Annotated in this window: 17 protein-coding genes, 1 tRNA gene and 1 pseudogene; 14 read left to right on the top strand and 5 right to left on the bottom strand. The window is 41.7% G+C overall.

Going from position 1 to position 12,917, the window contains the following annotated elements; translation table 11 throughout:
- The first annotated feature begins 19 nt into the window (after window positions 1–19).
- From ACW9SV_RS19575 to ACW9SV_RS19510, 14 genes and pseudogenes are all read left to right on the top strand, one after another.
- Window positions 20–511 (top strand): hypothetical protein, encoded by a 492-nt coding sequence (locus ACW9SV_RS19575; RefSeq protein ID WP_479558455.1) that lies wholly within the window; start codon window positions 20–22, stop codon window positions 509–511.
- A gap of 75 nt (window positions 512–586) precedes the next feature.
- Window positions 587–991: a hypothetical protein gene (locus tag ACW9SV_RS19570; RefSeq protein ID WP_479558454.1), complete on the top strand. Its 405-nt coding sequence runs from the start codon at window positions 587–589 to the stop codon at window positions 989–991.
- Window positions 992–1,084: 93 nt separating this feature from the next.
- Window positions 1,085–1,666 carry a hypothetical protein gene (locus tag ACW9SV_RS19565; RefSeq protein WP_479558453.1) on the top strand — a complete coding sequence of 194 codons (582 nt, stop codon included), beginning with the start codon at window positions 1,085–1,087 and terminating at the stop codon, window positions 1,664–1,666.
- A 90-nt stretch (window positions 1,667–1,756) separates the two neighbouring features.
- Window positions 1,757–2,191: a hypothetical protein gene (locus tag ACW9SV_RS19560; RefSeq protein ID WP_479558452.1), complete on the top strand. Its 435-nt coding sequence runs from the start codon at window positions 1,757–1,759 to the stop codon at window positions 2,189–2,191.
- A gap of 96 nt (window positions 2,192–2,287) precedes the next feature.
- Window positions 2,288–2,785, top strand: a complete 498-nt coding sequence (locus ACW9SV_RS19555; RefSeq protein WP_479558451.1) for a hypothetical protein — start codon at window positions 2,288–2,290, stop codon at window positions 2,783–2,785.
- Window positions 2,786–2,882: 97 nt separating this feature from the next.
- Window positions 2,883–3,398 (top strand): hypothetical protein, encoded by a 516-nt coding sequence (locus tag ACW9SV_RS19550; protein ID WP_479558450.1) that lies wholly within the window; start codon window positions 2,883–2,885, stop codon window positions 3,396–3,398.
- A 92-nt stretch (window positions 3,399–3,490) separates the two neighbouring features.
- Window positions 3,491–3,967: a hypothetical protein gene (locus ACW9SV_RS19545; protein WP_479558449.1), complete on the top strand. Its 477-nt coding sequence runs from the start codon at window positions 3,491–3,493 to the stop codon at window positions 3,965–3,967.
- Window positions 3,968–4,071: 104 nt separating this feature from the next.
- Window positions 4,072–4,473: pseudogene (locus ACW9SV_RS19540) on the top strand (SMI1/KNR4 family protein).
- 186 nt (window positions 4,474–4,659) lie between these two features.
- Window positions 4,660–5,334 (top strand): DUF3885 domain-containing protein, encoded by a 675-nt coding sequence (locus ACW9SV_RS19535; protein WP_479558448.1) that lies wholly within the window; start codon window positions 4,660–4,662, stop codon window positions 5,332–5,334.
- Between the two features lie 65 nt (window positions 5,335–5,399).
- The gene (locus tag ACW9SV_RS19530; protein ID WP_479558447.1) at window positions 5,400–5,834 is read left to right on the top strand and encodes a contact-dependent growth inhibition system immunity protein; all 435 of its coding nucleotides are present in this window, start codon (window positions 5,400–5,402) and stop codon (window positions 5,832–5,834) included.
- Between the two features lie 163 nt (window positions 5,835–5,997).
- Window positions 5,998–6,543 (top strand): hypothetical protein, encoded by a 546-nt coding sequence (locus tag ACW9SV_RS19525; protein WP_479558446.1) that lies wholly within the window; start codon window positions 5,998–6,000, stop codon window positions 6,541–6,543.
- An 88-nt stretch (window positions 6,544–6,631) separates the two neighbouring features.
- On the top strand, window positions 6,632–6,979 hold the full coding sequence (locus ACW9SV_RS19520) for a hypothetical protein (protein WP_479558445.1): 348 nt from the start codon (window positions 6,632–6,634) through the stop codon (window positions 6,977–6,979).
- Window positions 6,980–7,206: 227 nt separating this feature from the next.
- The gene (locus ACW9SV_RS19515) at window positions 7,207–7,515 is read left to right on the top strand and encodes a hypothetical protein (RefSeq protein ID WP_479558444.1); all 309 of its coding nucleotides are present in this window, start codon (window positions 7,207–7,209) and stop codon (window positions 7,513–7,515) included.
- Window positions 7,516–7,619: 104 nt separating this feature from the next.
- Complete coding sequence (locus tag ACW9SV_RS19510) at window positions 7,620–8,243, top strand: CatB-related O-acetyltransferase (protein WP_479558443.1); 624 nt, start codon at window positions 7,620–7,622, stop codon at window positions 8,241–8,243.
- A gap of 761 nt (window positions 8,244–9,004) precedes the next feature.
- On the opposite strand, the gene ACW9SV_RS19505 is transcribed toward ACW9SV_RS19510, so the two are convergent.
- The 5 genes from ACW9SV_RS19505 to ACW9SV_RS19485 all read right to left on the bottom strand — a co-directional run bounded on the left by ACW9SV_RS19505 (window position 9,005) and on the right by ACW9SV_RS19485 (window position 12,824).
- A tRNA-Ser gene (locus ACW9SV_RS19505) sits at window positions 9,005–9,091 on the bottom strand.
- Window positions 9,092–9,167: 76 nt separating this feature from the next.
- Window positions 9,168–10,241: an asparaginase gene (locus ACW9SV_RS19500; protein WP_479558442.1), complete on the bottom strand. Its 1,074-nt coding sequence runs from the start codon at window positions 10,239–10,241 to the stop codon at window positions 9,168–9,170.
- Between the two features lie 3 nt (window positions 10,242–10,244).
- On the bottom strand, window positions 10,245–11,006 hold the full coding sequence (locus tag ACW9SV_RS19495) for a TatD family hydrolase (protein ID WP_479558441.1): 762 nt from the start codon (window positions 11,004–11,006) through the stop codon (window positions 10,245–10,247).
- Between the two features lie 87 nt (window positions 11,007–11,093).
- A complete protein-coding gene (locus ACW9SV_RS19490; protein ID WP_479558440.1) occupies window positions 11,094–12,185 on the bottom strand; it encodes a glycosyltransferase in 1,092 nt (363 codons plus the stop codon).
- A 3-nt stretch (window positions 12,186–12,188) separates the two neighbouring features.
- A complete protein-coding gene (locus ACW9SV_RS19485; protein ID WP_479558439.1) occupies window positions 12,189–12,824 on the bottom strand; it encodes a polysaccharide deacetylase family protein in 636 nt (211 codons plus the stop codon).
- Between the last annotated feature and the right edge of the window lie 93 nt (window positions 12,825–12,917).

Genomic DNA, 12,917 nt, shown 5'->3' with positions numbered 1-12,917 from the left:
CAACATTTAAAATTCTCCCATGATTTATAAAAATGTTTGGGTTTCTACTTTAGAGTACCAGAGTAAATTCTCAGAAGTAACTAAAAAAATGCCTTTTTGGAAAGCATTTTTCAATCTCCAAAAAGTACCGGCTGATATGCCTGTAATACGAATTATGGGACGGAGAACTCCTTTGGTTTATATATCGACTGGTTCACTTGAGATATCAGATGACTTTATAGTTTTTGAAGCTAAAGAGCCTAATCCACTACAAGGGGCTTCATACGAAAATGTAAATGAGATAGAATCATTTAGAATAGAACTGAAGGACATACTCAATATTTCAATTTATAAGAACCCTAAGCCTTACATGAAGAGCTTTAATTTAGATTGGATACAATTGGAAGAAAAATCTTCTCCATGTAAGCCTTATCTTCTGTGTGTAGGAACTAGAGGGCTTAGTATCCAAGATAGTTTAGTAAAGACTAAAGAATTGTACTCTGAAATGTTAAAGAAGAAAAACATTGCCTAACAACACCTAAACGTCAGCTTTCGGCCGACGGCCTCGCCCGTCGTTTAGCCTAGTACGTTAGGCAAAAAAGTAAGAATGAAAAGAACTGAGTTACCTGTAGAAATTACTCGACTAGAACTTCATGATAAACACGAAGGGATTGTTGAGTTCAAAACTTCGTCGGGTAACAGCTACGAAGCTTTCTTTTGGGGACATTCCTACAAAGAAGGCGAAAAATTGCTTTTCGAACTACATCACCAAAGCGAACGCTTCGACTGGGAAAAGACTTTCAGTTTAAACGCTACCAAAGAAAAGAAACTGGAAAAGCTTGGCGGAGAATGTGAATATGCTGGATACGGTAAGATTGAGCAAATTGACCCTATTATAGCCTGCTTTGGCGACATTAAGCTTGATTTAGGAAACTGGACTAGCGACAAAAGGATAATCGGAGAATTCATTTACTGGAGAATAAACCGTTTAGAAATAGCTTTAGAAACCTGAAAAAACTTCTTTGCCTAACAACGTGTAAACGCCAGCATCGGCCGACGGCCTCCGCCGCCGTTTACACAAGTACGTTAGGCTTAAATTATAATTATGAATAAAAGAAAGCCATTACTTCTTGTCTTGCTTCTGTTGTATGCAATTGCCTCAAATGGGCAAACAGCAGTCGACAAAGATTTAGCGGTTTATATAAATGGCTTGAAAAAAGAAAAGGTTTCTACTTGGATTGTGGTGGAGCAAGGATGTATTGGATGTGAAGTTGTGAGAAATGACAAAGCAATTTCTAATAGCAAAACATATTATGTCATTTCAAAGGATAAATACGATTACAGCCTCCATAGAATTGACGGCTTTGGCAAATACTCACCGATTAAGATTGATACTATTTCTGTCTTTTCACTTATTGAAAAGAGCACCAATGCTTTCAAAAAGAAAAATGAATATCTATTAGAAACAGCTAAAGCATCAAAAACTCTAAAATTTGTGCCCCCAACGCCAATCCATTACTCATACACTCACCTTTCAGTCAATTCACCTGACTTAAAAAGCGATTTAAAAATAATAGATGATGAATTCGATAACAGAGGATATATGATATCAAACGAAGAATGGTTTCTCCAAATTTCTCAAATAGTTGATTATGTGATAAGCGTTGTTCCAGCGCAAATAAAATAAAAAATCTAAGCCTAACGGTTAGTATAAACGCCAGCATCGGCCGACGGCCTCCGCCGCCGTTTATACTAACCGTTAGGCAATATTGAAAGAATGAAAGGAATAAAAGTTTTAGCTATAATATTGATAGTATTTATCTCCAGTTGTACGGGCGAAAGTTGTAAGATTGATTATAAAACAAACTTTAAGCTTTATGAAGATGCGACTACAGAAATTTATAAGCAAAACTATCAATGGGGCAGTTCGGAAGATTACTCGAGAATAATAAAGAGTATTCGTAAAGAGGACGAAATAGTAAACGAAGAAGTCTTCAGAGAAATAGAATTCATAGAATGCCACGAAGATTCTACTTTGATTTTTCAAGCCTCGAACTGCAATGAACAGTCAGATCTCAAAGATGAAGTTTACGTTCTGATTTATGCACCACAGGGAGAGTCACACATAAAAAGAAAAAGAAACTTAAGTCGGATTAATGTAATCAAAGAGGATTGGTATTCAGCCGTTCATATTTATACACTTGCAAACTAAAAAAGAACAACATTGCCTAACATTGTTCATAAGCCATGCTACGGCCGACGGCCTTGGACACCTCATGCACGAGGCCGTTAGGCAAAATGAATAAAAATGAAATTAGATACTGAAATAAAATTTCTTAGCTGGTATCAGATAATTGGCGGAATCATCGGACTTGGAATTATGATTCAATACATATTACAAACCGAAGCTTTCAATGGTTATGCAGTTCTCCTCCTGTTCGTGATGCTAATACTATACTTATTCTCAGTTGCTAGCGGACTAATTTTGCTAAAGAACCCTGCAAAAGGAATCCTACCCTCCAGAATTAATCAAATCATTCAATTAATTGGTTTCGCCGTTGCGGGCTATAGTTTTCAATATATTTCAGGATTAGGGGTGTCTATCGGTTTCGACATAACTGAAGGTATGCTGTTAAAACTAAATGCTGCCTTGTCCAGCTTTGAATATAACTGGAATACGGACCACGATGAAGCTTTCCTTGTTGTCAACATAGTGCCCTTGGTAGTGATGTATTTGCTAAATAAAATTGAAAACGAATTAGAGCAGGAAAATCCTTCTTTAGAGCTAACAAAAGAGCAGGTGTAAAAATAAAAACAACTTCGCGTAACAAGGTGCATAAGCCATGCTACGGCCGACGGCCTTGCACGCCTCATGCACTAGACGTTAGCCGTAAATTATAAACATGAATCAGCTTTTTACTTTTGTACTACTTATAGCTTCCATAATCCCTTTTCGGTATTCTGAAACAAGCACTGAACTATTGATTGACCCAGAATACAAAGGGAATATCGCCGTATATGAAAAATCAAGTGGAAAGGTAATTGCAACGGTGAAGCAGAACTTTGAGGAAGAGGATTTTTTGGTTCTTAGTGCCACCAAGCAAACTACCGACTTCTTTTACGGCACGTTAGCATACTCGATTTCTGGCAAACAGGTAAAAGGCTGGATTAAGAAAGGCAAGTATATCGGTATTTATACAAGAAACTATGAAATGGGGAAGCCTTTGAGACTTTATGCAGAACCACGAAAAACCTCAAAGATTAGCTCAACAATACAGGAATACGATAACAAACTGTATCAAGTAACTTCCATCGATAAAGGCTGGGTATATGTTATAGTTGAGCTCAAGGGTAAAATTAAACAAGGCTGGCTCGCCCCAGACATGCAATGTGCTAACGCATATACTACCTGTAATTAAAAAGAAAATCTACGGCTAACAAGGTATAAACGTCACCTCGGCCGACGGCCTTCGCCGTCGTTTATACTAGACGTTAGCACCAATAAATAAAAATGAATAAGAAGCTTCTGATTCTCTCAATCTTATACACCATTATTACCGTCTTCTTCTTTATCGACATCAGCAAAGACCAAAGCAACTCTCTTGCCTATGTATATATCTTCCCTGCATTTTGGCTTATAGGAGGAATTATATTAGGACTGTTGTTAAGGTCGGGAAAAGTAAAAGTAGAAGGTTGGAATACAATAGGATTCTTATTCAGTACTCCCTTGCCGACTTTTGTTCTATTTACATTAACAAAAGCAATAAACCCATCTCCTGAATACACACAGGAGCGGAATAAAAATGGACATCGCATCAAGGAGGTAAAATACGCACGCGGCATTTTAAAGCCAGAGAGGAAAGAATATTGGACTAGCGTAGAAAGTGTAACTGAAACAAATCAATATTCTTTAACAGATGAGTATCACCTGGACAGCATAATCTATTATGACAAATCTGCTCAGGTAAGTAAAAAAGAATTAAAGTAGAACTTATAAAAAATTACAGGTGCTAACATTATATAAAAATCATGCTTAGGCCGACGGCCTTGCACGTTTTTTATATAATGTTAGCAGGCATCTAAAGAATAAAAATGGAAACTTTAGAAAGATTAAAATCCTTAAGCAAACCCGTTCCTAAACCTCCCAAACTACCAACAGAAGAGGACGTGAAAAACGCGGAAGATAAATTAGGCGTAAAGTTTCCTCCTTCCTATGTAAAATATCAGCTTGATTATTCTGATATTTTCTTCAGTACTTTTGAGCTTTACCGATTATTCGAGAACGGTAGCTACATGGACTTAATTAAATCCGTGAGGGAAGCGCGATAATACGGACTACCCAAACACCTACTTCCATTTCTTGAAGACAATGGCGACTATTTCTGTTTCGACTTGACCTCAACAGGTCCCGAATACAACGTCAGGTACTGGACTCATAATGGGGCAACCGACGAAAAATGGGAAAATTTTCTGGATTGGGTAGAGAAATGTTAGATTGAAGAACACGTGTAAAAAAGAAAAAACGCCTGCTAACAATGGCTATACGGCAGCTGGGTTTCATTCCGGTTGTTATTGCATTGCTTTCTGCAAGCGTTCGTCTGTCCGACATTATCCTGCGGATAAGTCTCCCAGCCGACCGCATAGCCGAGGCCGTTATAGGGCATTTTAAAGAAAGACAACTTGCAAACTACCAAGCAGGAATTTAGGCAGTTCCTAAACGACAACTTCAAAAACCTAAGGCTAAGAAAACCTTTGTTCTATAGTTGGGACTTTGGGCTGCGTTTTGATTTACAAGTTGGACACACTGACACTGACGAATATTTCAAAGAAGTAACAAAACGCTCTTCGACTATCTTTCAAACTGCATTTGACCGAACGGATAAGGCATTTTTGGTTCTTTCAGACTACAAATACCGACGAAGAAAAATCAGGTTCTCCAACTTTACCTTTAAGCAAGTCAACAATCTCCAAAAGACAGAAGTTAGTTACTCCAAAGAAGCTGGATTATATGAACCTGACTACAAATTCGATATAAGAAACGTTGCTATCATCAAACTGACTGCTGAAAGAATAAACCACAAGGATATCTTAGCTGCTATTGGCCATTCGGACTTTCCATCAAGAGAACCAAGGCTCGACAAAAATGGATTTCTAACAAGTAAGGAGATTTACTTAATAAATATTGACAGGAAGCTTATTTTTCAAATGTACGACGACAGAGGACTTGACATTATTTCGGCAGACAAAGAAACGTTAAGACCAATTTATCAAAAGCACAACGATTGGATACTTGATTACGACAGGAAGCAAATAGATAAACTGTTTGAATTAAAAACGCCCTATAACACTGTATAAACATCTAGCCACGGCCGACGGCCTTGCTCTTTGTTTATACTAACCGTTGGCAATCATTTATAAATATGAAATTTGAGAATAATTGGAAGCAAAAATCATTAGAGAGCCTTGAAAAAAGAATTTGGCCTCCAATAGACTTTAATGAAGGCTCATATTTGATTAAAACATGTAACCAATTAAGAAAGAAGCAGCTTCAGGACTTCACGACAGAGGATTTGAGAATAATGATTGGCCAGAGCATCGGCTTAAAGTTCATGATTCCACTCTCTATTGAAGTTCTAAAAAACGACATTCTCGCAGAAGGAGATTTTTATGAAAGCGACCTCCTGCAAAGTGTGCTGACAAGTGATAGGGAATATTGGAGGCAAGAAAAAGAAAATTGGAAAATAGTGTGCCAACTATTTAGCCAGAACAGACAGAAATTAGAAGCTACCGATACGGCTTCTGGAATTAGAAACAAGTGGTTCGCTTCCTTCGAAGAATTTGAAAATATCAATTAAGAAGCGAATTATAACTTCAAGCGTTTTAAAAGGTGTTTTAAAAAATAGGCTCAAAACTTAAAGGAGAAAAACGTTTGCCAACATTGCATAAACACCATGCCACGGCCGATGGCCTAGCACGTTGTTTATACGAGACCGTTGGGCGGTATTAAAGTAAAAAAAAATGCATGGACTGTTTTTAATAATTATGCTCTTGATTGCCCTTCTACTAGTTGTTGCAATTCCATGTAGCATTTCATTCTTCATCTACAGATTCTTAAAAAGTAGGGGATTTAACAGGAGATTAAGGTTACTTGCCTTAGCTCCAATCATAATAACAGGATACTTTGTTTATACAGCTCTCTACCCGACGGAAGAATTTTACAAAAAGGACTTCAAAGAAGTAACAGGGGTTGAGTTCCCAATAAACGCTGAGATACAATACAAAACAGCAAGTTATCCTGACCAATTCGGTGATTACACTTCCGTATCTTTAGTAAGAACAGATAAACAGTTTTATGATAGTCTTACAACCCGACTCCTAAGAAGCGGATTTATAGAAAATGATAAAGAAGATATTGGTTTGACAGAGCGAAAGAAAATACAAGAACAAATAGGCGACAGGAAAATAACTAAAGAATACAGTCTAAATAAAAGTGGCGGATTGGCCTATTACGTGGGCTTGCTGTCAGATAATGAAACTCTAATAGTACAACGCCTAAGTTGGTAAAAAATAACACCGCCCAACAAGGTATAAATACCATGTTTCGGCCGACGACCTTACACGTTGTTTATACTAGCCGTTAGCTCTAATTTTAATGAAACTAACCGATATAAATCATTATTTAGAAGAACACTCTAAACGATTAAAATTAGCAAGCATAGCTGAAGAAAACTGCAAACGGAGTTTAGAAGAACAAACTGAGGATAGCCAAAGCGAGTGGAATGAACATGGATTACCTAACTTAGTTTTTCGACTTATTGAACAAGTTTTAGTATACAACCACATTCTAAGACCGACGCCACACATAAGAACAAGAATTGGAATTTACATCAAAGACCCCGATAAGATTCACTTTATGGACTTGGAGCAAGTAGGTTATTACCAACTCGACTCTATCGAGGACGGAGAAATAATTGATGATTGGCTGGTCTATGAAAAGTAAAAAGGAAGCTGGTATTACTTGAAGAAAAAACTAGGGCTAACAAAGCATAAACGTCAGCCTTCGGCCGACGGCCTTCGCCGTCGTTTATACTAGACGTTGTGCCAAATAAAAATGATAGATAAAACACAGGTCAACTTACTTTTAGCTCTAACATTATTGTTTTCCCGACAACGACACTCAGTGAAATAAAAGCTTTCAATTTAAGTGATGTAAAAGAAGAAAGTATAATGGGCAATGGATGGGTTCACTACAGATCTAAAAATGTAGAAGAGTCTGGCATGTTTTTCAATATTGCATTCTCCTGTTATGAAGGAAGCTTAATGTCAATCTCATTAGTAGTTAACGACTCTCCATTCGTTTTAAATAGCGGCTGGGAATCCTGGAGTGAACAAAGAGAAAGAGAGAATGTCGTGGCTTATAACAATTGGCTAAATAAAGAAATAGGAACTGGCAGAAGCTTTTCTTGGGGCGATATCTGGGCGACCTACGAGCCTAAGACTGGCGGAAGCTCAATTGGTATTAGGTACAAAAAATAAAGAATTACTTGGCACAACATTGTATAAACATCATGCCTTGGCCGACGGCCTCCGCCGTCGTTTAGCTAGGACATTAGCAGAAATTTATAATCAATTAAAAAGAGATGACTGGCCCAGATAAGGATACTCGTTTTCCATTGGAGCATTATAACAGGCTTTGTTTTTTGAAGAACATCATAACAAAGCCAAACATTATTGTTGGCGATTACACTTATTACGATGATTTTGAAGACGTCTACAACTTTGAGAAAAACGTCAAGTATCATTTTGACTTCATTGGTGATAGGCTTGTAATTGGAAAGTTTTGCATGATTGCCTCAGGTGTTTCCTTCATCATGAACGGGGCCAACCATTTAACTGGGGCTATTTCTTCTTACCCTTTCGCCATCTTTGGCAATGGTTGGGGAAGAGCGATGGAGGGAAAGTCTTACCCAAGCAAGGGAGACACGGAAGTTGGTAACGATGTCTGGATTGGACACAAAGCAACTATCATGGCAGGAGTGAAAATAGGTGACGGAGCAATAATAGCGGCCCATTCTATGGTTACAAGAGACGTGGAGCCTTATACTGTTGTGGGTGGAAACCCAGCAAGAGAAATAAGGAAACGCTTTCCTGAAGAGCAAATTCAAATGCTTTTGGAAGTACAATGGTGGAATTGGGACATTGAGAGAATAACTGCCAATGTCCATAATCTCACAGGTGACAACTTAGACTTCCTAAAAAACTAGAAGGAAATACTCCTGCTAACCCAGTACATAAGCCAAGCTTCGCTCACCTTATGTACACCGTTGGGCATTGGTAACTTAACCCAAGAGCCTCAACCGGCACCTGAATTAATAAACTCCTTTCCTTTGGCGCTGTCCTACCCATCAGGAACATCGTGGTGTGCGTGAAAAGTTAGGGCCATGCGTATCCATAGGATAAGCTGTTCATTCAAGATGATAGAATGTTTGCTCAGTACCGGTTCCAAGGGGGATTATACTTCCTGTCCTTTCCGGAATATCGTGGCTAACCAGAGAAATAGAACTGCCGAAATTCGGTCACCCGGTCTGGCACAAAGCGTTTCAATGGGGGTAATATACCCCCACCCAAAAAATACTAGCTCCGAAGCATAGTCCTATGCTGCGTAAAAAATGTAAGTGCATAGAAAATTACGCACCTTGAAAAATGTTTTTATCAGGGATGAAATGCAGCAGAAAAGCAAATATCGTACATATATGTGTACACAATAAAAGAAAAACGCCTGTAAGATGATTTCTTGCAGGCGTTTTAAATTATGGCTCTAGTTAAGCAGGAAGTCAAACACCAACGTCGTCTAAAAAGAGCTACCACTTTCTTGATAGATTTGAAAAGGGATAACCATAAGCTTTTTCGATCTCTAAAAATGAGAGACTAGAATCAAATTCGCATCTAAAATGTCCGAAATATGTCCGAAGCGAAACAAAAAGCCCTGTAAGTTTTCACCTACAGGGCTTTTTCAATTTTTGTGCGGAGAGGGAGGGATTCGAACCCTCGATACCGTTACCAGTATACACACTTTCCAGGCGTGCTCGTTCGACCACTCTGACACCTCTCCGTGGTCTCCGTTTTTCGGAATGCAAAGAAAGCGAGAAGGGCTGGCATTTGCAAACCCTGGCTGCGCATTTTTTACTTTACCCCCGGCGGGTCATTTCACCCCTTAAATCCTGCTCCAGCATACCCACCTTTTGCTGATGAGAAAGATCCTGGGCTAACACAAACATAAGCTTGGTCACGGCTGCCTCGGTACTGATATCTGAGCCTCCAATGACGCCCATCTCTTTTAGATAGAAACTAGTCTCATATTGGCCCTGGTGCACCTCCCCTTCCTCACATTGCGATACGTTCAAAATGGTGATTCCGCGGTCTACCGCATCGCGGAGGAGCTTCAGGAACCAGGGATAGGTGGGTGCGTTTCCGGCCCCAAAGGTCTCTAATACCAAGCCTTTCAAACCATCGGCCTTTAAAATCGCCTCGATAAGGGTTTGGTTTATGCCAGGGAACAACTTCAGTACCGCTACCTGGCTTTCCAGTTCCTGGTAAATCTGTAAAGGTTGGACAGGCGCAGGCAAGATCACCGATTGGTTGTATTCAATGTCAATCCCGGCTTTGGCTAATTGCGGGTATTTGCCTGAATGGAAAGCGTTGAAGTGCCGACTTTCCACTTTAGTGGATCGGTTTCCGCGCAGTAGCACGGTGTTGAAGAAAATGGAAACCTCTGGCACCAAGGGTTTACCCGAGCGGTGGGCTGAGGCAATTTCCATAGCGGTAATCAAGTTACGGCGGGCATCGGTACGCATACGGCCAATGGGTACCTGCGCGCCCGTAAAAATGACCGGCTTTCCTAGGTTCTCCAGCAGGAAGCTCATGGCCGAGGCGCTGTACGCCATGGTGTCTGTGCCGTGCAGAATGACAAACCCGTCATACTTCTCATAGTTCACCTGAATGACCTGAGCGAGTTTAATCCAGTGCTCCACCCCTACATTGGAAGAGTCAATGGCCGGGTCTAAACTCAGCACCGTGAGCATCACTTTGAATTGACGCATCTCAGGCACCCGGTGAATTACTTCGCTAAAATCAAAGGGGACTAAGTGGTGGTCTTCTTTGTCAGAGACCATCCCGATGGTACCTCCAGTGTAAATAAGCAAAATGGCGGCTTCTGGATCACTGGGAGCCGCCGTATTGATATTTACCTTTAAAAACTTCATAGGTCAGGCAAAGAGGCGTTGAGCGTTGGCCGTGGTGCTTTCCGCTACCTCATCTAGGGTAATTGATTTGATTTCTGCTACTCGCTGCGCCACATACGGAAGATAAGATGGTTCATTCCGTTTTCCGCGTTTGGGCACAGGTGCAAGATACGGACTGTCTGTCTCCAATACTAAGTGTTTTAGATCAATTGCGGTTAATACGGGTTCAAGGCCTCCGTTTTTAAAAGTACTTACGCCCCCAATGCCCAGCAGGAAGTTCTGATCTACTGCTGCTTGCGCTTCTTCTACCGTTCCGGAAAAGCAATGAAAAATTCCTCTCAGGGTTCCGTCCTGCTGCTCCTGAATTATTTCAAGCGTGTCCTGAAAAGCATCACGGGTATGCAGGATGATGGGAATCTGGTACTTCTTAGCCCACCCACACTGAATTCTTAGGGCCTCTTTCTGCTCCTGCACAAACGTTTTATCCCAGTAGTAATCCAACCCGGCTTCACCCACACCTTTAAAGGCGCGCTTCTCAAACCATTTTTCCATTTCCTGCAGCACCTCCTGGTAATCCTGAAACACGTGGCAGGGATGCAGCCCCATCAGGGAATGGCACCAGGAATGCTGTTTTTCTATCTCCAGCATGGTTTCTATGGATGCCAGGTTTATGTTGGGCATATAAACTTCAGCGATGTGCGCTTCCTTAGCTCGTTGCAGCATTTCCTCCAGGTCCTGGGCAAAATCAGGGGAGAAAACGTGCGCGTGTGAATCTATGTACTTCATTTAAATGAATCTGGGAATTTTGTTTTAAGCCTGATTTTACCAAAACCCGCTTAAAAGGCGAAGGTACGTATTCTCGCCCCGATAAACTTAATACGCCCTCCCCTTCCACTTAATCTTGAAGGGCAGAAAGAAAAACACAATCAAAATAAGGGTGGTGAAAAGGAGATAAAACTCCAGAATAAGCAAGTCTCTCCAAGAAGTGGGCCTTCGGAGGATTGCCAGGCATTTATCGACAAACAAACTCTGCAGTACTACTTTGAGGACAAAAATGGAAAACCAGGCCCAAAACGAGGTATGCATAAACAACGGAAGCCACACCGGGTAATAGGAAGAGTGAATCACAAACAATAATAGCATGTACCAAGGCAAATGCACCGAGCCTCGCATCCAGCGGCGGCGCTGCTGTAGCAAAGAAAGCAGATTGGGTGCCGGGTATGAAAGGGCAAGCACCTCGGGCTGGTAGATGTTCTTGGTTTTATACCCTTTAGAGAGCACCTGTTTGAAAAGCTGTACATCCTCTGTGATGGAGAACGGAATGTTCTCAAACCCTCCCACCGCTTTGTACGCTTCTCTGGTCACCAGCATGTTGTTGCCCATGGTAGAAACGGCCAGGTTTCTGTCTGCCACTACCTGCATCAGTCCCAGGTTATACAGCCAGTCCAGGGTTTGCAGGCGGTCAAAGAGGCGGCTCCCTTTGGTGGTAGTGATGCCGGTCACAATGCCCGTTTCGGGGGTAAGATGCCGCAGCAAAATTTCTACCCAATAGGGAGGGACTTCAATATCGGCATCGGTGATCAGGAAAATATCAGAGGTGGCAAGTTGCGCCAACTGGGCCAGAACGTTGGCCTTGCCTTTGATGCCTTGTAGGTCATGGATGATGCCGTGGCAGGAGACATAAGGATGGCTTTGCCGGAAAGTTTCTACCAATTGCCTGGTTCTATCAGTGGAGCGGTCATCCCCTACCAACACCTCTATCCGGTCTTTGGGATATTTAAGCCTGCTGATGGACTCCAGACAGGTAAGAATGTGTTCCTCCTCATTCCGGGCCGCAATGAGAATACTCACCTTTGGGAATGTTTGCAGCGGGGGCACTACCTTGGTTTGCCTTTTGCGCCAGAGCCCCAACAGGGCCGCGAAAAGCAAAAAATAGACAAACAGGAAACCAAGAGAAAAAAGCATTTGCTACAGGGTTTTGAAGGAGTATCCCAGGTCTGAGAAGTGCCGCAGCAGCCTTGGTAACACATACCGAAGGTTTCGCTCTGCCTTAAGGCTGTCATGCAACACTACAACTGATCCGGGCTTTGTGATTTCAACTGCTTTGGTCAAACATTTTTCAGGCGTCAGCGAAGCATCAAAATCATAGGTCAGGGCACTCCACATGACCACCTGATACTCCGGTTCAAGCATACGCAGATGCCCGGGTGTCAGTTGGCCGTGCGGAGGCCTGAACAGCTTTCTTTCTTGGGTGGTTGCTCCTATTTTTTCCAGTGCCGTTTGGCAGCGCTCTACTTGGGTCAGGTAGTCTGCCGGGGAAAGCTTCCAGGCCTTTACGTGCTGGTGGGTATGATTCGCCAGCACGTGCCCCTGTGCCAACACCTGCTGAGCAATAGTGGGGTTCCGTTCCAGGTTCTCGCCTACACAAAAGAAAGTTGCCTTAGCCTGGAAGGTTGCCAGCTGCTCCAGCACATAAGGCGTTACCCCCGGTATAGGTCCATCATCAAAGGTGAGAAAAATGGACTTATCATGCACAGGCCTCTCCCACCAGACTTTCGGGAAAAGCCAGGGCAAAACGGGGGGCGTTTTATGGAAGCGCAGCACAGTTCTATCTTGATGTTAGGGTTTGTTTCAAAGCTACTTCACAGAAAACGGCTTTAAAACAGAATTGTCTCTGACCTTTGTTAGCCAGAGACA

The sequence above is a fragment of the Rufibacter sp. JT20002 genome, from assembly GCF_056491185.1.
This window is presented reverse-complemented; position numbering and strand designations above follow the sequence as displayed.

What these genes read in the sequence shown, in the direction of transcription:
- ACW9SV_RS19565 (WP_479558453.1), top strand. Translation starts at nt 1,085, where the DNA reads ATGAATAAAAGAAAGCCATTACTTCTTGTCTTGCTTCTGTTGTATGCA.
- ACW9SV_RS19555 (WP_479558451.1), top strand. Translation starts at nt 2,288, where the DNA reads ATGAAATTAGATACTGAAATAAAATTTCTTAGCTGGTATCAGATAATT.
- ACW9SV_RS19490 (WP_479558440.1), bottom strand. Translation starts at nt 12,185, where the DNA reads ATGCTTTTTTCTCTTGGTTTCCTGTTTGTCTATTTTTTGCTTTTCGCG.
- ACW9SV_RS19545 (WP_479558449.1), top strand. Translation starts at nt 3,491, where the DNA reads ATGAATAAGAAGCTTCTGATTCTCTCAATCTTATACACCATTATTACC.
- ACW9SV_RS19525 (WP_479558446.1), top strand. Translation starts at nt 5,998, where the DNA reads ATGCATGGACTGTTTTTAATAATTATGCTCTTGATTGCCCTTCTACTA.
- ACW9SV_RS19570 (WP_479558454.1), top strand. Translation starts at nt 587, where the DNA reads ATGAAAAGAACTGAGTTACCTGTAGAAATTACTCGACTAGAACTTCAT.
- ACW9SV_RS19515 (WP_479558444.1), top strand. Translation starts at nt 7,207, where the DNA reads ATGGGCAATGGATGGGTTCACTACAGATCTAAAAATGTAGAAGAGTCT.
- ACW9SV_RS19500 (WP_479558442.1), bottom strand. Translation starts at nt 10,241, where the DNA reads ATGAAGTTTTTAAAGGTAAATATCAATACGGCGGCTCCCAGTGATCCA.
- ACW9SV_RS19495 (WP_479558441.1), bottom strand. Translation starts at nt 11,006, where the DNA reads ATGAAGTACATAGATTCACACGCGCACGTTTTCTCCCCTGATTTTGCC.
- ACW9SV_RS19510 (WP_479558443.1), top strand. Translation starts at nt 7,620, where the DNA reads ATGACTGGCCCAGATAAGGATACTCGTTTTCCATTGGAGCATTATAAC.
- ACW9SV_RS19530 (WP_479558447.1), top strand. Translation starts at nt 5,400, where the DNA reads ATGAAATTTGAGAATAATTGGAAGCAAAAATCATTAGAGAGCCTTGAA.
- ACW9SV_RS19520 (WP_479558445.1), top strand. Translation starts at nt 6,632, where the DNA reads ATGAAACTAACCGATATAAATCATTATTTAGAAGAACACTCTAAACGA.
- ACW9SV_RS19550 (WP_479558450.1), top strand. Translation starts at nt 2,883, where the DNA reads ATGAATCAGCTTTTTACTTTTGTACTACTTATAGCTTCCATAATCCCT.
- ACW9SV_RS19575 (WP_479558455.1), top strand. Translation starts at nt 20, where the DNA reads ATGATTTATAAAAATGTTTGGGTTTCTACTTTAGAGTACCAGAGTAAA.
- ACW9SV_RS19560 (WP_479558452.1), top strand. Translation starts at nt 1,757, where the DNA reads ATGAAAGGAATAAAAGTTTTAGCTATAATATTGATAGTATTTATCTCC.